Origin of the sequence: Kordia sp. (genome assembly GCF_965283645.1) — a bacterium.
Taxonomy (GTDB): domain Bacteria; phylum Bacteroidota; class Bacteroidia; order Flavobacteriales; family Flavobacteriaceae; genus Kordia.
Window position 1 is genome coordinate 3,085,686 of the sequence record NZ_CBDIPG010000001.1, and the last position, 26,554, is coordinate 3,112,239.

General features: G+C 34.4%; 19 protein-coding genes. 1 reads left to right on the forward strand and 18 read right to left on the reverse strand.

Annotation, left to right across the window (positions count from 1 at the left end):
* Window positions 1-654 precede the first annotated feature (654 nt).
* Together ACQ654_RS13580 and ACQ654_RS13585 are read right to left on the reverse strand one after the other, a co-directional pair.
* Window positions 655-6,816 (reverse strand): T9SS type A sorting domain-containing protein, encoded by a 6,162-nt coding sequence (locus ACQ654_RS13580; protein ID WP_430410876.1) that lies wholly within the window; start codon window positions 6,814-6,816, stop codon window positions 655-657.
* Window positions 6,817-7,056: 240 nt separating this feature from the next.
* Window positions 7,057-7,980 (reverse strand): DUF6427 family protein, encoded by a 924-nt coding sequence (locus tag ACQ654_RS13585; RefSeq protein ID WP_430410877.1) that lies wholly within the window; start codon window positions 7,978-7,980, stop codon window positions 7,057-7,059.
* Window positions 7,981-8,026: 46 nt separating this feature from the next.
* Between ACQ654_RS13585 and ACQ654_RS13590 the strand changes: the two genes are divergently transcribed.
* Window positions 8,027-8,254, forward strand: a complete 228-nt coding sequence (locus tag ACQ654_RS13590) for a DUF6341 family protein (RefSeq protein WP_430410878.1) — start codon at window positions 8,027-8,029, stop codon at window positions 8,252-8,254.
* Here the strand turns inward: ACQ654_RS13590 and purD are convergent.
* From purD to ACQ654_RS13670, 16 genes are all read right to left on the reverse strand, one after another.
* Entirely contained in the window at window positions 8,249-9,520 is a 1,272-nt protein-coding gene (gene purD / locus ACQ654_RS13595) for a phosphoribosylamine--glycine ligase (RefSeq protein ID WP_430410879.1), read from the reverse strand. The genes ACQ654_RS13590 and purD overlap by 6 nt on opposite strands.
* On the reverse strand, window positions 9,517-10,287 hold the full coding sequence (locus ACQ654_RS13600; protein WP_430410880.1) for a glycosyltransferase family 2 protein: 771 nt from the start codon (window positions 10,285-10,287) through the stop codon (window positions 9,517-9,519). The genes purD and ACQ654_RS13600 overlap by 4 nt, the downstream gene beginning before the upstream one ends.
* A 2-nt stretch (window positions 10,288-10,289) precedes the next feature.
* A complete protein-coding gene (locus ACQ654_RS13605) occupies window positions 10,290-11,699 on the reverse strand; it encodes an exopolysaccharide biosynthesis polyprenyl glycosylphosphotransferase (RefSeq protein WP_430410881.1) in 1,410 nt (469 codons plus the stop codon).
* Between the two features lie 3 nt (window positions 11,700-11,702).
* Window positions 11,703-12,689: a UDP-glucuronic acid decarboxylase family protein gene (locus ACQ654_RS13610; protein ID WP_430410882.1), complete on the reverse strand. Its 987-nt coding sequence runs from the start codon at window positions 12,687-12,689 to the stop codon at window positions 11,703-11,705.
* 22 nt (window positions 12,690-12,711) lie between these two features.
* Window positions 12,712-14,022, reverse strand: a complete 1,311-nt coding sequence (locus tag ACQ654_RS13615) for a UDP-glucose dehydrogenase family protein (protein WP_430410883.1) — start codon at window positions 14,020-14,022, stop codon at window positions 12,712-12,714.
* 89 nt (window positions 14,023-14,111) lie between these two features.
* Entirely contained in the window at window positions 14,112-16,148 is a 2,037-nt protein-coding gene (locus ACQ654_RS13620; protein ID WP_430410884.1) for a polysaccharide biosynthesis protein, read from the reverse strand.
* A gap of 56 nt (window positions 16,149-16,204) precedes the next feature.
* Window positions 16,205-17,335: a DegT/DnrJ/EryC1/StrS family aminotransferase gene (locus tag ACQ654_RS13625; RefSeq protein WP_430410885.1), complete on the reverse strand. Its 1,131-nt coding sequence runs from the start codon at window positions 17,333-17,335 to the stop codon at window positions 16,205-16,207.
* A gap of 2 nt (window positions 17,336-17,337) precedes the next feature.
* Complete coding sequence (locus ACQ654_RS13630) at window positions 17,338-17,916, reverse strand: sugar transferase (protein ID WP_430410886.1); 579 nt, start codon at window positions 17,914-17,916, stop codon at window positions 17,338-17,340.
* A 6-nt stretch (window positions 17,917-17,922) separates the two neighbouring features.
* A complete protein-coding gene (locus ACQ654_RS13635; RefSeq protein ID WP_430410887.1) occupies window positions 17,923-18,771 on the reverse strand; it encodes a formyltransferase family protein in 849 nt (282 codons plus the stop codon).
* A gap of 137 nt (window positions 18,772-18,908) precedes the next feature.
* On the reverse strand, window positions 18,909-19,472 hold the full coding sequence (locus ACQ654_RS13640) for a sugar transferase (protein ID WP_430410888.1): 564 nt from the start codon (window positions 19,470-19,472) through the stop codon (window positions 18,909-18,911).
* A gap of 9 nt (window positions 19,473-19,481) precedes the next feature.
* Window positions 19,482-20,174: a PIG-L deacetylase family protein gene (locus tag ACQ654_RS13645; RefSeq protein WP_430410889.1), complete on the reverse strand. Its 693-nt coding sequence runs from the start codon at window positions 20,172-20,174 to the stop codon at window positions 19,482-19,484.
* On the reverse strand, window positions 20,174-21,358 hold the full coding sequence (locus ACQ654_RS13650) for a hypothetical protein (RefSeq protein WP_430410890.1): 1,185 nt from the start codon (window positions 21,356-21,358) through the stop codon (window positions 20,174-20,176). The genes ACQ654_RS13645 and ACQ654_RS13650 overlap by 1 nt, the downstream gene beginning before the upstream one ends.
* A gap of 6 nt (window positions 21,359-21,364) precedes the next feature.
* The gene (locus ACQ654_RS13655; protein WP_430410891.1) at window positions 21,365-22,276 is read right to left on the reverse strand and encodes an NAD-dependent epimerase/dehydratase family protein; all 912 of its coding nucleotides are present in this window, start codon (window positions 22,274-22,276) and stop codon (window positions 21,365-21,367) included.
* A gap of 30 nt (window positions 22,277-22,306) precedes the next feature.
* Window positions 22,307-23,515 (reverse strand): glycosyltransferase family 4 protein, encoded by a 1,209-nt coding sequence (locus tag ACQ654_RS13660; RefSeq protein WP_430410892.1) that lies wholly within the window; start codon window positions 23,513-23,515, stop codon window positions 22,307-22,309.
* Window positions 23,484-24,620: a non-hydrolyzing UDP-N-acetylglucosamine 2-epimerase gene (wecB, locus tag ACQ654_RS13665; RefSeq protein WP_430410893.1), complete on the reverse strand. Its 1,137-nt coding sequence runs from the start codon at window positions 24,618-24,620 to the stop codon at window positions 23,484-23,486. Before wecB ends, ACQ654_RS13660 begins: the two co-directional genes overlap by 32 nt.
* Before the next feature lie 7 nt (window positions 24,621-24,627).
* Entirely contained in the window at window positions 24,628-26,541 is a 1,914-nt protein-coding gene (locus ACQ654_RS13670; RefSeq protein WP_430410894.1) for a hypothetical protein, read from the reverse strand.
* Between the last annotated feature and the right edge of the window lie 13 nt (window positions 26,542-26,554).

Below are 26,554 nucleotides of genomic sequence, written 5' to 3' on the forward strand. Positions count from 1 at the left end.
AATAGGATTTCTAAACAAATTCTAGTTTCAAAGAAAAAATCCTGCTATCCAGCAGCATTAGTTCAACTTGCAATTTTAAGTGCGTCTTGCAGACTTCTTATGAATTCAGCTTATTAATAAAAATAGGATTTTCAAACAAATTCTAGTTTCAAAGAAAAAATCCTGCTATCCAGCAGCATTAGTTCAACTTGCAATTTTAAGTGCGTCTTGCAGACTTCTTATAAATTCAGCTTATTAATAAAAATAGGACTTTCAAACAAATTCTAGTTTCGAAGAAAAAATCCTGCTATCTAGCAGGATTAGTTCAACTTGCAATTTTAAGTGCGTCTTGCAGACTTCTTATGAATTCAGATTTTCAAGAAAAATAGGATTTCTAAACAAATTCTAGTTTCGAAGAAAAAATCCTGCTATCCAGCAGGGTTAGTTCAACTTGCAATTTTAAGTGCGTCTTGCAGACTTCTTATGAATTCAGCTTATTAATAAAAATAGGACTTTCAAACAAATTCTAGTTTCGAAGAAAAAATCCTGCTATCTAGCAGGATTAGTTCAACTTGCAATTTTAAGTGCGTCTTGCAGACTTCTTAAAATTGAGTTTCACTAACAAAAAAAGCCGCTTTACAGCGGCTTTTCTTTGAGGTTGGGGATTGCAGTTTGTTATCTTTTTACAAATTTCTTACTTGCAACTTTATTTCTTGACCCGAATTTTACATAGTACATTCCTGGTCGTAATCTTTGTACGTCTACTTTCAACTCTCCTCCAAATGAGGTAGCTGTAGTATTCATTACTTTGTATCCTCTGTCATTGTATATTTCAACAGTAACATCTCCACTAAACTCATCTGCATTGATAGCAATTTCTCTTACAGTTGGGTTTGGATATAATCTTAATCTTGAAGATACATCTACTGGCGCTGCAGTAGCTGCTTGAATGTTTTCTCCATTAGTGATTAATCCTGTGTTTGTTGCTACTCCATTTCTTGGTGTTCCGATAAAGTCAATTTCGTCAATACCGAAGTTTACACCATAAGTATCACCTGTTATTGTTGTTGGATATACTCCATCAGGATTTGCAGTTCCTGTATCTGGATCGTATGTTGCTGTGTATGTTAATAGTGGTGGATTTCCAGCTGGAATTACAACTCTAATAAATACTAGTTCATCATCTGGTACATCACTTATAGAATAGTTAGGATTTGCAAAATCAAATAATCCGTTAGATGTAACTGTAAAGGCAATTAATGCATCTAAGTTAGCATCAAATGTTCCAGACCCGTCAGTATCAATATAGATTTCTACTGCTAAACCGTCTATTGATCCTTCTCCTGGATCAGCAACACCGTTTCTGTTATCATCATCAAATACAACACCTGTTACTAGGAATAGGTTTGACGTGATGTTAATTCCGAAGTTTGCATTTGTAATGTTATTGTTTACACTTGAAATAGCTATTGATCCTGGTGTAGTGTATGTTCCGTTTGATGGTAATACAGGTTGTACAATAACATTTAATACATTTACTCCTGTGAATGTGTAAGCTCCTGTAGAAGATGTTGGTACTGTAGCGATTGGAAGATCTAGTAAATCAATAACTCCATTTCCATTTAAGTCAGTATAAAGTGTTACGTTCACATTGCTTAATACTAACTCTGATGAATCTTTAATTTGGTTTGCATTGTCATCATCCCAAACTAATCCGCTAATACTGTAAAGAATTACTAGTTCTCTATTAATTCCAAAGTTAACAGTTGTTGATACACCTGAACTTAACCCTACACTTACTGGTGTTGTAGGCGTGTATTGGAACGTTGCTGTTCTTGGTGGAACTGTTGCTTGTATTACTACAAATATATCAGTTAAACCTACGAACTGGTAGTTTCCATCTCTGTCACTTACAGTTTGTAATAATAAAGGCTCACCTCTATCAACTCTTCCATTTTGGTTTAAGTCATTGTATAAACTAACTGTAATGTTAGATATTCCTCCTTCAGAATCTTTAAGACCATTTTCGTTATCATCATCAAATACATTTCCTGCAATTGAATAGGTAGCGGTTTGCTGGTTGATACCAAAGTCAACACCAGTTACATCTGTATTTACTGAGTTTGTTATTATTACATCTGCAGTTGTTAATGCATATACGAAACTACTTGTATTTGCTGGTACAGTTACTTGAACTAGTGTAGAAGCTACAGTTACATTTGTGAAACTGTATGTTCCGTCACTTGCACTTGTAGTTGATCCAATTGCTGTATCACCTGCTCCAACTCTTCCGTCGTTATTGTTATCAGCATATAATGTAATTGTTACACTTCTTAAGAAGCCTTCACCTGCATCAATTGCTCCGTTTGTATTGTCGTCATCAAATACAGTTCCAGAAATATTGTAGTTGATTGTTAATTCACGGTTGATACCGAAGTTAACTCCTGTTACATTAGTGTTTGTAGAACCTGTTACTAATACATCTGCAGTTGTTAATACATATGTGAATGATGCATTATCTGCTGGTACAGTTACCTCAACTAATGTGTTACGTTCTGTCACAGCAGTAAAGCTGTATGTTCCGTCACTTGCACTTGTTGTTGTTCCAATTACTGTATCACCTGCTCCAACTCTTCCGTTGTCATCAGTATCAGCATATAATGTAAGTGTTACACTTCTTAAGAAGCCTTCACCTGCATCGATTGTTCCGTTTGTATTATCGTCATCAAATACAGTTCCAGTAATGTTATAGTTGATTACTTGAGCTTTGTCAATTCCAAAATTAACTCCAGTTACGTCTGTAATAACTGATGTAGTATCTTGTGATCCAGGAGTTGTAAGCACATATGTAAATGTTCCCGTGTTTGTTGGCACTGTTACAGCAACTATAGTGTTTTCTACTGTTACATTTAAGAAGCTATAGTTTCCACTCATTGAGTTTGTTACAGTTGTTCCGATTACAGTATCTCCAGCATCAATAACACCATCGTTATTGTTGTCAGTATATAATGTAAGTGTTACAGCTCCTATAGATCCTTCTCCCATTCCTTTTATACCGTCTCCGTTGTTATCATCAAATACAGTTCCTGAGATATTGTAGTTAACTACTTTGATTTCGTTAATTCCAAAATCTAATCCAGTTACATCATTAATTGTAGACGTAGCTGCTTGCGTGTTAGATGTTGTTAACACATATGTGAATGTAGCTGTGTTTCCTGGAGTAGTAACTACTGCAAGCACATTTTCATTTGTAATGTTTGAGAAGCTATATGTTCCATTTACTCCAGTTGAAGTTGATACTAATGTTGTATCCGCAACATCTAAAACACCATCTGCATTGTTATCAGCATATAATGTAATGTTGATTCCGTCTAAAAGACCTTCTCCAGCATCTAGTGTTCCGTTTTCGTTATCATCATCAAATACAGTTCCTGAAATGTTATAGTCAATAACTTGTACTTCGTTGATTCCAAAGTTGATTCCTGTTACATCTGTTGTTGTTGAGCTAGTGTTTAACTCTCCTGCAGTTGTTAATGTGTATGTAAATACTCCATTGTTTGTTGGTACTGTTACTGCTACTACTGTGTTTTCTACAGTAACGCCTGGGAAGCTATATGTTCCGTCTACTGCGGATACAGCACTAGAGATTACTGTATCTCCTGCATCAACAATTCCGTTTGCGTTTGCATCAGCATATAATGTTACTGTGATGGCATCTAAGTCATCTTCTCCAGCATCTTGTGCTCCACTTTCGTCATTATCATCGTATACATTTCCTGAGATATTGTAATCAATAACTTGTACTTTATTGATTCCGAAATCTAATCCGTTTACGTCTGTAGTTGTTGAGCTAGCTGCTAACGTTCCTGCAGTTGTTAATGTGTATGTGAAGTCTCCTGTATCAGTTGGTACTGTTACAGCTACTAATGTGTTTTCTGTAGTAACGTTTGAGAAACTATATGTTCCAGCAACGCCTGTGTTTGTTGAAGATATTACTGTATCTCCACCATCTAAAGCACCATCGTTGTTGTTATCTGCATATAATGTTACAGTTACTGCATCTAAACCAGCTTCTGTATCGTTTACTCCGTTTGCATTGTCATCATCAAATACAGTTCCTGAAATGTTGTAGTCAATAACTTGTACTTCGTTGATTCCAAAGTTGATTCCTGTTACATCTGTTGTTGTTGAGCTAGTGTTTAACTCTCCTGCAGTTGTTAATGTGTATGTAAATACTCCATTGTTTGTTGGTACTGTTACTGCTACTACTGTGTTTTCTACAGTAACGCTTGGGAAGCTATATGTTCCGTCTACTGCAGATACAGCACTAGAGATTACTGTATCTCCTGCATCAACAATTCCGTTTGCATTTGCATCAGCATATAATGTTACTGTGATAGCATCTAAGTCATCTTCTCCAGCATCTTGTGCTCCACTTTCGTCATTATCATCGTATACATTTCCTGAGATATTGTAATCAATAACTTGTACTTTATTGATTCCGAAGTCTAGTCCGTTTACGTCTGTAGTTGTTGAGCTAGCTGCTAACGTTCCTGCAGTTGTTAATGTGTATGTGAAGTCTCCTGTATCAGTTGGTACTGTTACAGCTACTAATGTGTTTTCTGTAGTAACGTTTGAGAAACTATATGTTCCAGCAACGCCTGTGTTTGTTGAAGATATTACTGTATCTCCACCATCTAAAGCACCATCGTTGTTGTTATCTGCATATAATGTTACAGTTACTGCATCTAAACCAGCTTCTGTATCGTTTACTCCGTTTGCATTGTCATCATCAAATACAGTTCCTGAAACGTTGTAGTCAATAACTTGTACTTGGTTGATTCCAAAATCAACTCCTGTTACATTCGTATTGATTGAATCAATAGCTTGTGTTCCTGGCGTTGTTAATGTGTATGTAAAGTTTCCAGTATTTGTTGGTACTGTTACCGCAACAAGTGTGTTTTGAATACATACATGAATAAAGCTGTATGATCCGTCTGTTCCAGAAGTTGTAGTCGTAATTACTGAATCTCCGTTATCTAAAACGCCATCAGCATTGTTATCAGCATATAATGTTACTGTAACATTGTCTAATCCTGCTTCACCGTTTTCTAAAGTTGCATTTTCGTTGTCGTCATCATAAACAGTTCCGAAAATATCATAGTTTACTAAGATTTGCTCTTCGTTAATTCCAAACTTAACTGTTACATCGTTTGTTGATCCTGTTACAGATACAATTTCAGAAGTTGTTGATGTATATGTTGTTGTGTTTGTATCATTTGGAACAGTTACTTGTACTAAAGTGTTTGCTACTTGAACGTTATTGAAAACATAGTTTCCTGTAGCATCTGTATTTTGACTTCCAATTACAGTATCTCCAGCATCTAAAACACCATCTGCATTGTTATCAGCATATAATGTTACTGTAATACCATCTAATTTAGTTTCTCCTTGTCCACCGTTAAAGTTTCCGTTTTCGTTGTTATCATCAAAAACAAAACCTTCAATCTTATAAGATACAGGAGGCGTTAATCTAATATAATCAGAAGCATCTGTAATTTTACCAACATCATAACTGTTTAATCCAGTAATTTCATTTAGTGACCCTAATTGAATGCTGTTGTATGTTCTTAAATTTGATGGAGCCGTATAACTTTGCACAAAACTTTTTGTTGTACAAGATGTATGTGGGCATCCATAGTAATAGGAAGTATTACACTGTCTTTTGTTTTTTAATAATTGAAGTGCGCTGTGCTTATCTTTTGCCATTTGAGCGTATACATCTTCATTGTTAGCCCAGTCATATCTCTTGCTATTGAAGTTGTAAGCTTGTACTTGATAAGAAGTAGCCGCGTATAATTGACCGTTGTCATCAACTGCGATATCTCCAAGTTCTCCTCTGTATAAGAAACTAGAATATCCCCAATTGTCATATACTGGTGTTCCGTTAGATACAGAAGATGTCTGTCCTGAAGCATCAGATAATCCATTAAAAGAGATTTCTAATAAGTACATTCTGTTGTTGTAACTACTGTTGTAGTAGTTATAAGAACTGTGCTCAGCATTTGAGGTTCCTCTTTGCTGTAACGTGTCATCAGCTGTAGCATCAGCAGGTAAGTCTTCTTCAGGAATGTAGTCACTAAGTAACTCACTTTCTGTATTTCCCGCTAGATCGTCAATAATTTCGAAATCTGCAGCAGTTTCTCCATTTCCGCTTCTTCCTCCATTGTCAGTTTCGTCAGATTCCGCAGTAGATGAGTTTCGTACAACTGGTCCATAAACAAGCGTTAAGTTAGACGCTGTTCCCGCCGATCTCAGATTGTTTGGCAATTCATCTTTCGGGTTTGTATTTCCAGAACTGTTACCTCTATGGTAGTAACAATTTGTAGGATATTCCATTGCGAAATATAATTTCCCGTTGTAGAAAGTTGCGCCACCAGAAGCTAGACCTCTAGAAGAATTTGCATGACCTGTATACGTAAAGTAATGTCTAACAGATCCAAAATTTTTGTGTGTATTTGTGTACACATTGTAACCATATATCGTCCAGTTGTATCTAGAGATATGGTTAGAAACGTAAAAAATCCATCCTGTAGTGTTATCACTAGCGATGGAGTTAATTTCGTTTACATAAGGTGATGTTGCCAACAACGTAGCTTGGTACGTGTTCATGTCGAGCGTGTAAATTCTTTTTCCTGCTGAAATGATAACGGAGTTATCACCAGTAGTCATAATTTCATTCTCGACAACATTTTCGCTTGAGGGCATTGAGTTCGCGAAAACATTTGTCAGTCCTAATAAGGCGGTTAGGACCAAAAGAGTAATTTTAGTCTTCATTGATTTGCTGTTTAGTTACTATTTATATATGACCATTTTATATAAATAGGAAAAATTAATAATAAGTTTGGGGTGAGCGGCTTAATTCTCGAACACAAAAATATTTGGAATAATTCTAAAAAACAGACAACGGGTTTTCTTTTAGATAAAACGTCATTAAAATCGAGAAAAAGCATGATAAGAAATATTTTTCCTACGACTTTGTAAGCAAAAACCGTATTCATTTTACGGTTTACCAGTTTATTTCAGATAAAAATTAAATCCAAAACTAACAATCATTAGTAAAACTAGTAAAATATTGCTTACCCTTTTGTTTTCTATATTTTCAAGAACATTTGCCGTAGAAATGGCTAATGGAAATAGGAGTAATAACTCAGTATTGTCAGTATCGTTTTTAGCAAATAAAACATACGTAATACCTATAAAAAACAGCATATTAGTTAATAAAAAAGAATTTCTTTTTTGAGAAGAATACGTTTTAATTTTTAGAAAAAAGATTACAATACTGACGCAAAATAGTAAAGTTATTAGCAAATGCAACCCTATTCGCTTGTAATTCTCTAATGGATACTCAATTTTTATGTCAAATTGGAAAAGCGGATTTGTCAGTATATGTTGGTCTGTAAAATATACATAAGACAGATATATAGTTATGATACTAAAAAATCCAACAAACGGCACTAACCAATTTCTATAATCACTAGACACATAAACCAAGATAGCTATGTATATAATAAAAAGGTACACAACAATCCAAGAATCAAATAGCAATGCTATTGTGATGTACATAGAAGCATCAAATAGTTTCTGCTTCACACTGTGTAAAGATCGTAAACTTATAATTCTTCTAAACGCAAGTAGTAAAAATACATGGATACAAACGATAAGTAAGTGTTCAAATATTGTTGGAAAAAAACCTATAAAAAGTGTGACAATTAGTAGTGCATAATCGTTTTGTTGTGTGAGATCGTTCTTCTTTACGATAAAATCTACCATAAATAAAGAAAATAGTACTAGAAATACGATCGGAACTTGTAAAGTTAACATGTCCAAACTAAACTCCTTACCACCTGAAAATAAGTAGATTACAAAGTATATTAAGACGATTCCCGAACAGAGAATAAAATTTATTGGTTTAGATTTCCCAAAAACGCTTGTTATCATTTTAGGTTTTTATATTTTTGTAGTGTAAATATAATACGATTTATCCATGAAAAACTTTTTTGAAGGAATTGCTAGCTTTTCTGAAAACACACTTTTAGCTCCATTTGAATCTTTACGTGCACTGGAATTAGAAAGTTGGGCAACTGCAAATACACTGAATTGGATTTTTATGTTAATTGGAGCTGCAGCTATGACATACTGGGTTTTACAATTAAAGAAATTCAACGATAATAACGAGGAACGTAAAGACGTATCGGCACATTCTTATTTATAAGTCAAAACCGATATCTTTTCTATAATACATCTTATCAAAATGTAACTTGTGTATGTTTTGATAAGATTTTTTTATGGCTTCTTCGTACGTATTTGCCTGTGACGTAATTGCAATCACTCTTCCTCCATTGGTGACTACGTTTCCATCAACAAGTTTTGTTCCTGCATGAAATACAATAGAATCTTCAATAGTTTCTATGCCTGTTATTTCTTTTCCTTTTTCATATGCTTCCGGATATCCGCCAGAAACAACCATTATGGTCGTTGCCGCTTCTTCCTTTATTTGTAATGAAACTTCATCTAGTTTTTGATTTCCCACTGCTTTGAATAATTCAACCAAGTCGTTTTCCAATCTAGGAATAACAACTTCCGTTTCCGGATCGCCCATTCGCACGTTGTATTCTATCACAAACGGATCGTTTCCAACTTTGATCAATCCAATAAAAACAAATCCTTTGTATGGCAAGTTGTCTTTTTGAAAACCGTCAATCGTTGGTTGTATGATGCGAGTTTCTATTTTTTCCATAAATTCCGCATCTGCAAACGGAACTGGCGATATTGCGCCCATTCCACCTGTATTTAATCCAGTATCACCTTCGCCAATACGTTTGTAATCTTTGGCTGTGGGAAGCGTTACATAGTTTTTTCCATCTGTAAGTACAAAACAACTCAATTCAATTCCGTCTAAAAATTCTTCAATGACAACTTTGGTACTTGCTTCACCAAATTTTGCATCTACTAACATTTCTCTAAGCGAATTTTGCGCTTCTGCTAAGTCTTTTATGATTAATACACCTTTTCCAGCCGCCAAACCATCTGCTTTTAGTACATATGGCGATTTTAACGTTGTTAAAAATTCGCAACCAGCTTCTACCGTTTCTTTGCTAAAACTTTCATATGCCGCCGTTGGAATGTTGTGACGCATCATAAATTTTTTGGCAAATTCTTTACTTCCTTCTAACTCTGCCGCTTCTTTTTGCGGGCCAATTACATGAATACCTTTCAGTACTTCATCGTTCAAGAAATAATCGTGAATTCCGTTTACCAATGGATCTTCTGGACCAACAACTACAATGTCTATATTGTTTTCTTTTGAAAATGCGCCAATTGCGTCAAAATCGTTTACGCTCATTGCTACATTTTTAGCAATGGAGGCTGTTCCTGCATTTCCTGGTGCAACGAAAAGATTGTTTAGTAATGGACTTTGCGCTAGTTTCCATGTTAATGTATGTTCTCTTCCGCCTGATCCTAAAACAAGAATGTTCATAGTTGTGTTGTTTGTTGTGGTTTTATAAAGAAATGTTCTATTAAAAATCGAAGTAAATATAAACTCGATTTGAAAGCCCCAAATTTAAGCGCCTTTCTGTAAATAGTATAATTGTATTTTAATAAATTTAGTTTATTGGACGAAATTGAATTTTCGCGTACCCGATATTTTGCCAACGGTTCTGCAATACTGTACGCAAATCCTACTTTTTTAATTAATAGTAGCCACAATGCCCAATCTTGGCGTTTGCGAATATTTGGCATGTATACTTTGCCCAATGTTTCCGCATTGTAAATTCCCGTAAGGTTGCCAACATAGTTGCTTTTGAGCATTTTAGAGAAATTTACTTTTGGCAACGCTTTTACCATTTTTCCCAATGATTTTCCTGCTTCATCCATTAATTCATAGCTTGAAAAACATACTTGAATGTTTTCCTTTTGCATAAAAGCAATTTGTTTGGAAAGCTTTTCAGGCATCCATAAATCATCTGCATCTAAAAATGCAATATACCTTCCAGAAGCTTTTTCTATAGCGGTATTTCGCGCTACAGCGGCACCTGAATTCGTTTCTAATACAGAAAACTTAATTCTATTGTCTAATTCAGTATATTTTTTAAGAATTTCTACCGTTTTATCTGAAGATGCATCATCTACAATAACCAATTCCCAGTTTGCATACGTTTGCGCGCGCACTGACTGTATTGTTGCTGCAACAAACAATTCGGCATTATAGGTTGGTGTAATGACAGAAACTAACGGTTGCTGCATAATTAGTATGCCTTTTTTTCTCCTTTGAGAATGTTAACGATTGTTTCAAAGATAATTTTAATGTCTAAGAATAACGACCAATTTTCAATATAAAAAATATCATATTTAATACGATTGATAATGTCTTCATCGTTTCTAATTTCGCCTCTATATCCTTTTACTTGTGCCAATCCTGAGATACCTGGTTTTACACTGTGGCGAAATACAAAGTTATATTTATCAATCTTTTTAGCATATGCTTTTGTATATGGAATCATGTGTGGTCTTGGTCCAACTACAGACATATCGCCTTTTAGTACATTGAAAAATTGTGGCAATTCGTCAATACTCGTTTTACGGATGAAACGACCAATTTTTGTCACCCGCGAATCTTCTTTTTTTACATGCTCATAATCTGAACCTTTGGTATTGTGCGTCAACGAACGAAACTTGTAACAGGTAAATTCCTTGTAATTGATTCCATTACGAATGTGCTTGTAAAAAATTGGTCCTCTAGATTCTAGCTTTATGAGTATTGCCATGAGTGGAATAAACCACCAAAGAAGAAAAATGATGATTAACAACGAAAATACAATGTCAAATGCACGTTTAATACCTCGATTTAAATTGTTGTTAAGTGCCACTTCCTGAATGGAAAGTACAGGCAAGTAATTATAGTAATCCGTTTTGAGGCGTTTTGAAAATAGCTTTTTTGTATTTGGTATAAATTTAATGTTGATTCTGTTCATACTTGCGTATTTTACATAATCATTTACATCTTTTTCGGTAAGTTCGTCAATAGCGCAATATATTTCGTCAATTCCTTCTTCTTCTTCAATATATTTAAAACTGTCTTCTATTGTTCCTGTAATTCCTTCTTCTTTTTTATTACTGAATAATGCTAGTAATTTGTATCCAAGTTCTTTGTTGTTTCTGAATAATCGTTCTAATTCTTGCGCGCCCGAATTTCCTCCAATAATGATAACACGTCGAATGTTTCCATCTAAAACTGCTCTGAATTTTTTTAAACCATAATACCCAATTATTTTGACCAAACCAATAATTCCAAAGCTTGTCATTAGGTATTTAAATGTTACAAATGCCTGAACATCAATACTTCTAAAGATTCCAATAAACGCGTATATAATTAATGTATACGCCAATAATTGTTTAATGAGTAAGGATAAAATATGCAGAACCGACGTGAATCGGTATACATTATAAAATTTTAAAAAGAAGGTTGATAATGGCCAAAAAACAATCGTATATAAGATGAAAAGTAAGTGTTTATTGTTCCAAAATGACGAATCGAAAAAGTATAAGTTTTGATCGTTAAAATCGAAAAATAAAAACACAAAGATATTAATGACACACAAATCAAAGACCACAAAAAAGGGTCTTAATAGCCACGAATATCTTCCTCTAATATGCATGCTTTACATTCTTGTATAGGTTGAAAAATCTTTATGCTCTTTTTTGAAAAGCTCTTTTTCTGGTAGTGCTTTGAAGTGATCGTAGGTTTTTTTCATTCCTTCACTACGATTTACTTTTGGTTCCCAATCTAAGATTTCTTTTGCTTTACGAATGTCTGGTTTTCGTTGTAACGGATCGTCTACAGGTAATTCTTTGTAGATTACTTTTTGGGTTGTTCCCGTAAGTTTTATGATTTCTTCTGCAAAATCACCAATGGTTATTTCATGCGGATTTCCAATATTAATTGGCTCTACATAATCGCTCATTAATAGCCTAAAAATTCCTTCTACTTGATCGGTTATGTAACAAAATGAACGTGTTTGTGTTCCGTCTCCAAAAACGGTTAAATCTTCTCCACGCAACGCCTGACCAATAAATGCAGGAATTACACGTCCATCATTCAATCGCATTCGTGGTCCGTAGGTATTAAATATACGAACAATGCGAGTTTCCAAACCGTGAAACCTATGATACGCCATGGTGATGGATTCTTGAAAACGTTTTGCTTCGTCATACACACCACGTGGGCCAATAGTGTTTACGTTTCCGTAATATTCTTCATGTTGCGGATGCACTAACGGATCTCCATACACTTCCGATGTAGAAGCTATTAAAATACGTGCATTTTTTTCTTTGGCTAAGCCTAATAAATTGTGTGTTCCTAACGATCCTACTTTTAAGGTTTGAATCGGAATTTTAAGATAATCTATTGGACTTGCTGGCGATGCAAAGTGTAAAATATAATCTAATTTTTCAGGTACGTGTACAAATTTTGTTACATCGTGATGGTAAAACTGAAATTCTTTTAGATGGAATAAATGTTCTATGTTACGAATGTCACCCGTAATCAAATTGTCCATTCCTATAACGTGATATCCTTCGTTTATGAAGCGATCACATAAGTGTGAACCAATAAATCCGGCTGCGCCCGTAATTAGAATTCGTTTCATTGTGTTGTTGGTTGTTTTGGAATTATATAACTTCTTTTCGACCAATAGAAAAATAGGTGAATCCTTCTTTTTCCATGTCTGCTACGTCATATAAGTTTCTTCCGTCAAAAATAATTGGTTGATTTAAATGCGCTCTTAATTTACTAAAATTTGGTGTTCTAAAGATGCTCCATTCTGTACAAATAATCAACGCGTCAGTGTTTGCAATTGCGCCGTACATACTGTCTGCATATTCCAGTTTGTCACCAAGTTTTGCTTTTACATTGTCCATTGCTTCTGGATCAAATGCTTTTATTTTTGCGCCTCTGGCTAATAATTCATCAATAATATATAATGATGGAGCTTCACGAATATCGTCCGTTTCTGGCTTAAATGCCAATCCCCATAAGGCAATTGTTTTTCCTGATAAGTCGTCCCCTAAATGTGAAACTACTTTCGGAATTAACGCCGTTTTTTGCTTGTCATTTACATTGATAACTGCATCTAGTATTTGGAAATTGTAATTGTTGTCTTTTCCCGATTTGTGCAAGGCTTTTACATCTTTTGGAAAGCACGAACCTCCATATCCAATTCCTGGAAATAGGAAACGTTTTCCAATACGAGAATCTGTTCCCATACCAATGCGCACTTTATCAACGTCTGCGCCTACTTTTTCACAAAAGTTTGCAATCTCGTTCATAAATGTAATTTTAGCCGCTAGGAATGAGTTGGAAGCATATTTTGTTAGTTCTGCAGACTTTTCATCCATGATGAGTATTGGATTCCCTGAGCGTACAAAAGGTTTATATAAACGCTGCATTAATGCTGTTGCTCTTTCTGAGCTTGAACCAATGACAATACGTTCGGGTTTCATAAAATCGTCCACTGCAAAACCTTCTCGTAAGAATTCTGGATTTGAAACTACGTCAAAATCCACTGTTGCATGTTCTGCTATGACTGCGGTTACTTTTTCGGCAGTACCAACAGGCACTGTACTTTTATCTACAATAACACGGTATGTTGTCATTAGTTTACCAATGTTTTTTGCAACACCTAGTACATATGATAAATCAGCAGATCCGTCTTCGTCTTCTGGCGTTGGCAATGCTAAAAATATAATTTGTCCGTGTGCTAATCCTTCTTCAAGTGAAGTGGTAAATTTTAAACGGCCTGCGTTTATGTTTCGTTCAAAAAGTATGTCTAAATGTGGTTCGTATATCGGAACTTCTCCGTTTTGCATACGTTCCACTTTATGTTTGTCAATATCTACACAAAGTACGTCATTTCCTGTTTCAGCTAGGCACGTTCCCGTCACTAGTCCTACATATCCTGTTCCTACAACAGTTATTTTCATCTATTTCTTTTTTATGTTGCAATTTAATAGTGCTTTTTAGAGAAGTCACCATTACAATTTGATATTTTATTGTATTCTTTTGCTCCTTTTTAGCTTGATTTTTTATCTACTAATTTTTTTACAGGAACATCTTTTTCTTTACGGTCTAATTCTTCATAGGAAGAGTTCATACTCTTGTACTCAGGAACGAGTGCTTTCATTCGTTTTACGACCTCAACTTTGTCAAAAAGTGATGCAGAATCAATTAATTCAGCAATGTTTTTGTTGATAATTTCATAATCATACATTTCGCCACGAGCAATCATAATTTTCTCGTTATACGTTGGTAATGTTGTAGATTTATCATTTAACAACTCTTCATATAGTTTTTCCCCTGGACGCAGCCCAATAATTTTGATATCAATGTCTTTGTTAGGAATAAACCCAGCTAATTTGATGATTTTTTTGGCAAGATCAATGATTTTTACAGCTTCTCCCATATCGAAGATGTAAATTTCTCCACCATGTCCCATCGCGCCAGCTTCTAAAACTAATTGACACGCTTCTGGAATCGTCATAAAGTACCGAATGATATCTGGATGCGTAATGGTTAGTGGGCCACCTTCTGCAATTTGCTTTTTAAATAAAGGTACTACCGAACCGTTTGAACCTAATACATTTCCAAAACGTGTAGTAACGTAATTTGTGGTATAACGTGTGTCACTTTTGAACGTTTCTTGCAACGTTTGCACATATATTTCGGCAATTCGTTTGGAAGCTCCCATAACATTACTTGGGTTTACCGCTTTGTCTGTTGATACTAAAACAAATTTTTCAACTTTATGCTCTAAAGCTGTATCCGCAACATTTTTGGTTCCCATTACATTTGTAAAAATAGCCTGAGACGGATTGTCTTCCATTAACGGAACATGTTTGTATGCCGCCGCATGATAGACTACTTGCGGCTTGTATAACCCAAAGATATTGCCTAGTTTTTCTTTATCGCGTACATCTGCAATAACCGCTTCAAAGTCTAACTCTGGAAATTTAGATTTTATTTCCATTTGTATTTGATACAACGGAGTTTCTGCCTGATCAACAATGATGAGTTTTTGTGGTTTGTAGTTGGCAACTTGTCGTGCAATTTCACTTCCAATTGATCCTGCGCCACCAGTTACTAATATACGTCTGTTGTATAATTCTTTTGCAATTAGTTTATTGTTTAGTACAATTGGTTCTCTTTCGAGTAAGTCTTCAATTTGAACATTTTGTATTTGTTGTGCAAGGTTGACATTTTCTTTGTCTTCCATGTCTGAGACAATAGGCGCACGTAATACTTTTAGGTTATGTTCTAAACATTCATCAACAATTTTGATACGTTCTTCTTGCGTTATAGATTGATCGGCTAAGATGATCGCATTGGCACCATACGCACGTAAGATTACAGATAGTTTTCGTTTGTAATGAATAATTGGTAATCCTAAGATTTCTTTACTTTGGTTTTTTCCTTTTTTGTCAATAAAACCAATGAGTTTGTAACGTACAGGACGTTCTACTTTTAGCGCATTTGATATGGCAATTGCATTGGCATCAATTCCGTAAATCATGACACTGATGCGTTCTTCTTTGGTTGCATAGTCAAAGTATGCTTCAAATACTTGTTTTACTAATACTCTAAAGAGCAATAGAAACGAGAACGACATTACAAAGTAGATAAATAGTTTTGGCGTTAGAAATAACGGATCGCCATTTATGATTAAATGTGAATAGTTTACTACGAGTAATGTGATGAGTGTTGCCAGTGAAGCTAAGAAAAACTTAATGGCATCTATGAATGTTGAGTGACGAATAAGACCTGCATACGTTCTAAAAAAGATAAAGAACAGTAAGTTGGTTATTAAAATTAGACCTGCTCGTGGTGCTAATCCTAAAAACGTTTCTGATGCATGCGCATTTAGATCGCTGATATTGATATTATTTACAATAGCACTTGTAAGCAATAGTGCAACACAACAAATAAACATATCAAAACATAAAATTAGCCATCTTGGTAAATACCCTATGTTTTTAAAATCAATACGTTTTTTACTTGATTTTAAAACTTGTTTTAAAGCTTCTCTTATTCTTATCAAATTCAATACCTTCATCTTCTCAAAAACAGATTCTTAAATTTTAGCATACAAATTACTTAATTTATTTGTTTCTATGCTAGAAAACTCGCCATTACTTCTACAATTCTTTGTTTTTCTTGTGTTGTCAAATTTGATCCCGAAGGCAAACACAATCCTGAATTGAACAGGTTTTCACAAAAATTTGTACCATAATACGTATACTTTGCAAATATAGGTTGTAAATGCATAGGTTTCCAAAGTGGTCGCGTTTCTATATTTTCTTTTTGCAATGCCAAGCGTATATCTTCACGATTGAATGCTACTTTGGTTTCATCAATAGTAATACATGTAAGCCAATAATTTGATTTACAATAACTTGCATGCTCTTGAAATACCGTAACTCCTTCCACATCTTTAAAAATGTTTTTATAGAATTGGTTTACTTCTCTGCGCAAAGCCACATGTTTTTCCAAAACTTTCATTTGTCCTCTCCCAATTCCTGCAATTATATTGCTCATGCGATAGTTGTATCCAATTTCAGAATGTTGGTAGTGCGGTGTTTTGTCTCTTGCTTGCGTTGCTAAGAAGATTGCTTTGTTTTTTATTGCTGTCGTTTTACAAATAATAGCGCCACCGCCAGAAGTTGTAATTATTTTGTTCCCATTAAATGATAATGCGGCGAAGTCACCAAATGTTCCGCAATGTTGTCCTTTGTAGGTAGATCCTAATGATTCTGCGGCATCTTCAATAAGTGTAATTTTGTATTGATTGGCTATGGCAACTATTTCGTCCATTTTAGCAGGCATTCCGTATGAATGTACTACAATGATTGCTTTGGGTGTTTTTCCTTTGGAAATACGATCTTTTATGGCAGTTTCTAATGCTTCAGGGCACATGTTCCAAGTTTCTTTTTCGCTTCCTATAAATACAGGAATTGCTCCTTGATATATGATTGGATTTACAGAAGCAGAATACGTCATGCTTTGACATAAAACCTCATCATCACGTGAAATTCCAGCAAGTATTAATGCTAAATGAATTGCCGCCGTTCCTGAGATTGTACATGCAATTTTTACCTCTTTTTGAAGATAACTTTCAAGATCGTTTTCAAAACCTGTCAAATTATCTCCATATACAGATACTTGATTGCTTTCAAGTGCCGCTTGAATGTATGGCAGTTCGTGACCGCTAAGATGTGATGTAGAGAGTGCTATTTTTGACATAGTTATGAAAAAAATGTTTTGAGTATATACCGAATGTCTTTGATAAAACGATATTCCTTAACATATTGTATGTTGATTGCTATTTTTTGTGGCCAGATGATTTCTTTGTTATAGATTTCTGGGTTATTTTGTGTTTTTAATAGTGTTTCTTCATTTCGAAAATGCAAGGTTGCAGGTCCTGTAATTCCTGGCTTTACACTTAGTATTATTGTTGCTTCTCCTTCTAATTTATCTGCAAATCCTGGAAGATCGGGTCTTGGTCCTACAAAACTCATTGTTCCTTCGAGTACATTCCAAAATTGCGGAAATTCGTCTATTTTATAGTGTCTTATTAATTGTCCCAATCCTGAGATATGCGGCGTTTTTTTGACGGCTTCTTTCGGATGAATGGTTTCAATTTTATAGATCGTAAATAGCTTTCCGTATTGACCAACGCGTTGTTGCTTGAAAAATCCGTTTCCGCCAATAAAAATTTTTGAAATAATTGCTGTTAATAGAATAAACCATCCTAAAAGTAACAATCCAGCGCATGCGAAAAAAACATCAAATACTCTTTTTATATTTTTTTCTGCGTTTGTCAAAGTATTTTATTTTGCAGGAGTTGCATCCGTAACTTCATAGTTGGTTGCATAGAAAAAACCATCATTTAATATGATTTCATGATAAACATTGCTTTCTATTTTTTCTTGCGACATGTTTCCTTTCCAAATAATTATTTTTTTGTCACCTCGTATGATGAACGCTCCTGGATAGGGTTTCGTTGTTGCTCTCACTAATCGATCTACCTGATTTACAGACATTGTTTCCGATAGCTCACCATCTTTTGGTTTTCTTCCTTCCCAATAGGTTGCTTTCGATTCGTCTTGTACTTTTCCTTCTACATTGTTGTTTTGTAAGTCAATGAATAACTTTTTTATCAACGTTTCGTGCGCAGTATTTACTTTGTTGTACAACGTTAACGCCGTTTCTGTTGGTTGAATTGGCACTTCTTCTTGTCTGAGAATTAGTCCTGTATCAACACCTACGTCCATTTTAAAAAAGGAAACACCTGTTTTGTCTAATCCTTTGATGATTGCCCAAGGAATGGCAGCTCTTCCTCTTCCTACTGGCAATAGTGTTGGATGCGCGCCAATGGCACCAATATTTGGGGTTTCAATAACTTCTTCCGAAGCTATTTGCGACCAGCCAATGATAAACAACCAATCTATATTATGTGCTTTGATAGCTTCTACCACAACAGCATCATTTACATGATTCGATTTTACAACTGGAATGTTATGCTTTTCAGCAAAATCGTCTACGTAGATTCTTCCCGATTTCTTTTTGGCTTTTTCATCAGGAATAGAGATAATTAAATCTAAGGAACCATTTACGTCATAAATGGCTTCCATACAACTTAATCCTATTTGAACACAGGTAACAAAGGCAAATTTCACACGTTTAAATTTTAGTAATTATTAATACGGTATTTATAAAATTGAGAACGTGTGCAAACGCTACGCTCTCACATTAAAAACTTTAAACATTCTCTTTTGTGAACGTCTTTTTAATATTTGTTAATATTCGTTTCATATTAGTATGCTGGTGGTTTTTTAGTAAAATATATGACGGTTTTAAAAAGAATGAGTATGTCCATTTTTAACGATATTCTGTCTGCATATTCGCCATCAAAGTTGGCTTTTACATCTTCGGGCATGTTGTCATATGAGTTTACTTGTGCCCAACCTGTGAGTCCAGGTTTTAAGAATAATGATTTGTTTTCTCTACGCATAGCAATTAGGTTTTCTTGCGAAGGAATTGGTGGTCGCGGTCCTATGAAACTCATATCGCCTTTTAAGACATTGAAAAACTGTGGCAATTCGTCCAAGTTTGTTCTTCTAATAAATTTTCCGAAAGGTGTAATTTTTAGCTTGTCTTTTTGATGCGATTCTACATTTGGCGTTTTTAAAGGCATGCTTCTAAATTTATAGAACATGAATTCTTTTCCGCCTTTTCCAACACGCATTTGCTTGAAAATAGGTGTTCCGAAATCTTGTAAAAAGATGATTAACGCTATGATAAAGTAGATAGGAATTAATACAATAATTAAGCCTATTGCTACAAGTATGTCTATTAATCTTTTAAATAGTAAAAACATTGTTTTTGTTTAAGGTTCAATGATGTTCATAGCAGTTTGAAATGCTTCACAATAGTGTCGCCCAACTTGCGAACCTCGTAAGGTTGCTAGTGCTTTGATAGCTTCGTCACTTCTTGGATGTGGATACGGGCGCATGACACCTTCATAGGCATATAATGCTTTTAGTTTTTGTGCTACTCCTTTTTCTCCAACTTCTATAAATGTATCTGCTGTAAAGTTTTGTCCGTCTACAGGAAATGCCCAATCGGTTGAAGATGGAATTTCCATGAAATATAATCCTGTTAAGGGTTTGCAGGGTTTTCTTTGGTATAATCTGGCAGCAGCCTGACACGCTTTAGAGGTATGATAATGATCGTTATTTAAGTCGTACGGATGATGTGTAATGATTACATCTGGTTGCACTTGCTCAATAATTCCTTCAATGTATTGCACCAATTCTAAATGCGGAACTGTGTTGAATTTTATGTTCGGAAAATGTCCAAGAATAGGCGCTTCGGCTCCCATAAATTTTTGAGCGTTTGCAGTATGTTCTTTGAGTTCTTCTTCATCTGGTCTGTGCCTTCTTGCATCTACTTTTCCTGATAGGATACAGTTGTATATTTTGTGTCCTTTTTGAGATAATACATAGGAACTTGCGCCAAATCCTAAAGCTTCATCATCGGGATGTGCGGTTACCGTTAAGTATGTTTTTAAGTTTTCCATTATGTTGTTGTCGTATAATTTCTTTCTAGATGTTTTGCTATTAAATATAAAAATATCATTGGAATTATGTTAATAATTAATCCTCCTGAAAAGGCTTCCGTGATGAATATGATTATAAATACTGTTTTGACTAGTGTTGCTTGTTTTGAGAGAAAGTATTTGTAAATAAACCAAAAGTAGAGCGCTATTCCTAAAATTCCTACTGCAAGAAATAAATCAAAGAAACCAAATTCACTTCGGTAACTTGCAAAATCAATGCCTCCAAAGATATAATTGATCGGATTCCAATTGGTTTGAATATAGTGAAGACTTTCTTCAAATAAGATGTTTCTTTTGGAAAAAATAACCGTCACTAAACCATCCGATTCATATAAGTTTTGCCAAAATGGAAATATTTTGATAAATATAGCAATCACAAATTTATGAAACACAATCGCCAAAATTGTTAAGAAACCCATTCCATATAATATCTTTTTCTTTTTTAGGTAGCATAAATGCACTATCACTAGTAGTAATAAGTAGAGAAATATAGCTTTTTTTCCCAGCATAAGTCCTCCTAACAAGAAGAATACTAGCAATCCATATTTTTTAGTTTTTACATATTTAATGTATGCCAAAGAAATGGCAATTGTATACAAATGAATGGATTCACCTGCCAATTCAATGAGTCCCTGATAGCCAAATCTGGTAGTGTACGGATATGATTTGAAGAGCTCCCATTTTGTAATTAATCCTATTCCAATAAAAATTGTGTTGATAATCATGAATCCGTTGAATAGATTCACTAAGCGTTCTGTAAGATTTTCGTTTGTGGTTATTTTTTCATATACACCTACAAAAAACAGGATGTACATGTATTTTATAAAGATGTAAATGTCGCCTCCTTGTGCTTCTTTTAGTAAATTGCTTCCAAATATGGAGTGTTTTTCTATAAGTACGTATTGTCCAATTAAGAAAGATAATCCGAGTATTATTAGAAAAATTAATACTTCTTTTTTAATTTTTAAGAAGATTGTATAGCCTACAAGTATTGCTAGTAATGTGAGTTTTAGAATGGCTTTTACCCTAATATTTGAGTTAGGATCATAAAAGATTTTTACAAGTGGTTCTAATAAAAATAAAACCAAAAAAACTCCATATAGAATATGGTGAATTAGTTGTTTTTTATTTTCTACTTGCGTCATTTATTATTATAAATTTAACCAATCCTTTGGGTGGTTAATTATACTTTTCGGATTCCAGCCCAAAGAACGTGCTTTTTTGTCATTAAATGTCAATGGTTTGGTCATTTTAGTAAATTGCCTTTTGTTGATTGGCATTTTTTTTCGTGTTACTTTTTGAATGACTTCACCTGCAATTGCCATACACCAAACTATGAAATGTGGAATGGATATGGGCTTTTTGAGTTTGTGAAAAGCTGCAATTCTGTCCGATAATTCTTTGAAAGAAGGATGATAACCGTCTGTAAGGTTATAGATTCCGCCTTTTTTCATGATTTCTGGAATAAATGCCGCAACATCACTGGCAAATACCATCGATTTTCTCACATCTCCTTTTCCGATGTTAAAATAATACTTTTTTTGAATTGCATTGATCATCGATTTTAAATTTCCTGGCGGATTGATTCCAAATAGCAATGGTAAACGCAAAATGGTAGTGGTTGTGTTGTGAGCTTTTCCCCATTCTGTCACCATTTTTTCTGCCATTATTTTGCTTTTCCCATACGGTTCAACAGCATTTAATGGTGCATCTTCTGAAATATTATCACCAAAATCGAGTCCGTATACCGAAACCGTACTGATAAATACAAAGTAGGCTGGAGCATTTTGTAACGCTTCTAATACGTTTTGAGTTCCTGTTAGATTTACATCGTAGAATTCTTTCTTTTCAGCTTCCGTTTTTGGAACTACATGCGCTTTTCCCGCCACATGAATAACCAAATCGTATGCTGTTGAAAGTATTGGTACTTCTTTAGAAATGTTCGTTGTAATAGTTGCTGTGTCACCTCTACCAATGGTATCAATATCGTACTGCAAACGTTCCAATTCTTGGATGACGTGTTTTCCTAAAAATCCTGAAGCTCCAGTAACTAATACTTTCATTGTGTTTTGTATTGAAGATGTTTTCTTCCGTTAGTTTTTGAATATAGTATTGAATTTATTCAATATGATTTCTTTACTGTATTCGTTTGCTGCTAACGCTCTGGCATTTTCCGAACGTTTTTTGATTTCGGAAATGTCTGCGTTCGCAATTTTGGTAAGCGTTGCCGCTATTTCTTCTAAATTTCCTGCTTCCGCAAACCAACCAATTTCATGTGCCTGTAATACCAAATGTACTTCCGAGTTTACGTCTCCAATGTAAAAAATTGGTTTTCCAGCCGCTAATAGATTGTAAAATTTGGATGGAACTCCTAAACCATACATATCTTTTTTGAGCGTTACCACACCAATTGTAGCATCAGCCATGAACTTGTCTTGCTCTTCTCGTGGAATCCAACCGTGTTTTTCAATATGTGTTGTGCTGTTGGTTGTCATAAATGTTTCAATATGATTTTCCAACGCGCCACTTCCAATAAACGTGAATGTGTATGCTTCGTTTTCCGTCTTTTTTAAGGCTTCCAACAGTATTTCTAATCCTTGCAAACGTCCCATGTTTCCGGCAAAGAGTAGTTTTTTTGTAGCTGTTTCCGGAATTGGTCGTGGAGTTATATTTTCTGTATCTGCCCAGTTTTCAATAATTGTGATTCCTTCTTTGCTATTTTTTTTCTGTTCAAAGAGTTTTTGCATATCGCGTCCAAGCACAATTAATGTGTCCATTTTCGTAAACGCACTGTTGAAAATCCGTTTCATGATTCCAAATACAAAAGACGTTTTCGATTTTAGAAATCCTGATACGACTAAGTTTTCTGGAAATACATCGTGAACCAATACATTTATTTTCCACTTTCTTCGTTTTGCGGCAAAGCTCGTTAGAACTAATAATAGTACAGGATTTGTTACCATTAATACTTCCGCATCTTTTGGTATTTTTTTCTTCATGAGTCGCAACATTTTGTAGGTTACTTTTAGATGACCTATAATGCGCGATATGAAACTGTTTTTGTTGTATCCTTTGGATTGAATTCTGTGAATGTTGATGTTTGGCAACGGTTTTACGGTAACTTTTTCACCTTTTTCTTCATAGAATTCAGGACCGCAGACTACCGAAACTTGGTAGTCTTTGGTCAAAGATGTTGCTATTTCGGTCATAATGTATCCAGTAGAAATAGTTTCTGGATAGAATAGTTCCGATACTAGCCATATGTGTTTTTTAGTATTTACTCCAAACGACTCTGTTGACATAATCTGTATATGAAAGTATAATTCGCACCATTTTCTCACTCACATTTGGCATAGAGTAGTCATATACTTCTCTAAAGTTCCTTTTTGGACTTCTTTCTTGCGCGTTTAATGCCGCTAGTCCTTGCATTATACGTTCAGGATTTAGTCCTACCATCATTACAGAGGCTTCTTCCATGGCTTCTGGACGTTCGTGTGCTTCACGAATGTTTAGTGCATGAAAGTTTAAGATAGACGATTCTTCCGAAATTGTTCCTGAATCCGATAGTACCGCAAACGAATACATTTGTAATGCATTGTAGTCTGAGAAACCAAGTGGTTTTAGAAATTGAATATTTTTGTGCGTTTTCATGTCTTTGTTGTTTAACATGTTTCGCGTTCTTGGATGTGTAGAAACAATGATTGGATAATCGTATGTTTCTGCAATCTGATTTAAGGAATCAATGAGTCCTTTAAAATTTTTCGGATTGCTTATGTTTTCTTCTCTGTGTGATGATACTACAAAGAATTTGTGTTTTTCTAAGCCTAATTTTTCTAATACATCAGAAGCTTCAATTTTTGGTAAAAATTTGTGAAGCACTTCATACATTGGACTTCCTGTTTTAATCACTCTATCTGGTGATAAACCTTCGCGTAATAGATATTCACGTGCAATGCTACTGTAGGTAAGATTGATGTCTGAAACGTGATCTACTATTTTACGGTTTGTTTCTTCGGGCACACGCTGATCAAAACAACGGTTTCCAGCTTCCATATGGAATACAGGAATTTTACGTTTTTTGGCTGGAATGGCACATAAACAAGAGTTTGTATCTCCTAATACTAAGAAAGCATCTGGATTTTCTTGCTCTAAAATTGGATCAATTTTTATTAAAATATTTCCAACGGTTTCCGTAGCATTTTTTCCTGCAGCTTCTAAGAAATGATCTGGTTTTCGAAGTCCTAAATCTTCAAAGAATATTTCGTTGAGTTCATAGTCATAGTTTTGTCCTGTGTGTACTAAAACATGCTCTATAGCATCACTGTTGTCTAATGCAAGTAAGGTACACGATAATCGTATAATTTCTGGTCGTGTTCCTACGACCGTTACTACTTTTAGTTTTTTCATAAAAAATTTATTTTTTAGGAAGTTCTATATCTCTTGTATCATAATAATTTTTAATCATCTCATTGTTTTTGCGGTAGAGATAGAAACGCAATAGTTTTATTTTGGTTGGGTTTAATTTTATATTTTTATACGTCAATAGTGTTTTATCACCTTCTTGTATAGGCTGAATTAAAAAACCGTTGGATTTAAAATTTTTCCCATCATTTTTGAAATTTTCAAGTTCTTTTGGTTCTTCTGGAAATACTTGCATTGCCAATTTCCATAGTTTCAATTCTTCTATGTCCGTTTTATTTTTGTCAATTTCTATAGTCAGCGTGTACGTATTAGCACTTGTTTCAACAATATTAACATTTTTGAAAACTAAATTTTCTTTAAATGCGTGTGCTGTGCTTGTTAGAGTTGTTGCTGTTTTTTCAATTTCTGGTGTTATTTTTTCAGTACTTTTAGTATCTGTTTCTGTACGTACTTCTTCACTGGTATTGTTTTCTTTTGTATTTGTGTTTTCGAGCTTTGTAACCGCGTTGTTTTTTATTGATTCGTTAGTAGCGTCTATGTTAAAATTAGAAATCACTACTTTTTCACTAGCTCCATCTTTGTTGTACAAATATAGTCGAAACGTTTTGAAATTTTTTGGGACAATTCTTCTAAAACCGATTGCTCTTACTAAATAATCGTCTTTACTTTCTAATGGATATGGATAGTTTCCAAAACTGATCATTTCTCTATCTTTATCCATTTTAGTTTCTAAAAGCACTTTTTCTGATGCAATAGGTACAAGCTGTATGGCAATATTATATTTGTTTAGTTCTTCAACATTCGTATTTGGATTAAATCCAATGAAGAAACAGTATTCGTCTTCGATGGTTTTTTGAATGAATATCTGATCAATATGAATTCCTTCTTTGGGAATGAACGTTTCTGTTAGCAACCGTCGCGAATTTAAAAACCGATTGTTTTCCAGATAGTATTCAGCTTCTCTATGTATAAGATTTTTGTTTTCTTTTAGATCATATTTTTTTGATATGCTCACCGCCAAATCTTGAGTAAGTTTCTCCGCTCCATTTTCATTTAAATGCAGGGCATCATAGAAATCTGATTGTGCAAAACCTGTATCATTATACTGGTAATTATAGTCTATATACTCAATTCCCAAATCTTTACTTATTTGTGCAGTGGTGTTATATATTTCTTCGCAAAACTTCCTGTTTGGTTGGTATTGTATTTGAGGAGATCGCACCAAGAGAAACTTGATATTCTTGTCTTTGCAGAGTTTTGTAATTTTTTCTAAGTAGTAGTAATTCTCTTCTGGAATTTCATAACTTGATGGAATTACGTCTGCCGTTTGCGTTATTCTTTTGGCACTATTGTCAACTTTCAATGGTTTATACCCCATTTTTTCATCTAGTACGAATTCAAACTCTAAATTTTTCTCTATTAGATCAAAATTAGCCCATTCATGATGATTTCTAACGACTGGAAATATTGCATCAAGCCAATATTTTGGTTCAAAAACGTTTGCTACGCTTTGCAATTTATTTAAAGAGTTTTTCTGACCGTCAATGTTTTCATAAGCAAAATTCAATGCTTTTCCTTCGTTGGAACTTGGTATATCAAGTGAATGTGCCTCCATGATTAACAATTCTGGCGTGTGGTATTTTAGTGCTTCTTTTATATTAAAATATAGTTGTTCTACATTTAGTGTAGCACTAGATAAATTGAACGAACTTACACCAAGTTTTGCACTGATAAGATTTGGTTTGAAAGATGAATAGGCTATGGAACTTCCCACAATGAGCACATCATGGTTGATTTTGGTAGTGTTGTATAGCTCATGCCAATTTTTAATTGCGCCCTCTTTTTTGGTAAAGAGATTACTCGTCATACTTAGTATAACTGCTATTATACCAATAAAAATGATCATTTTTAGTATCAGC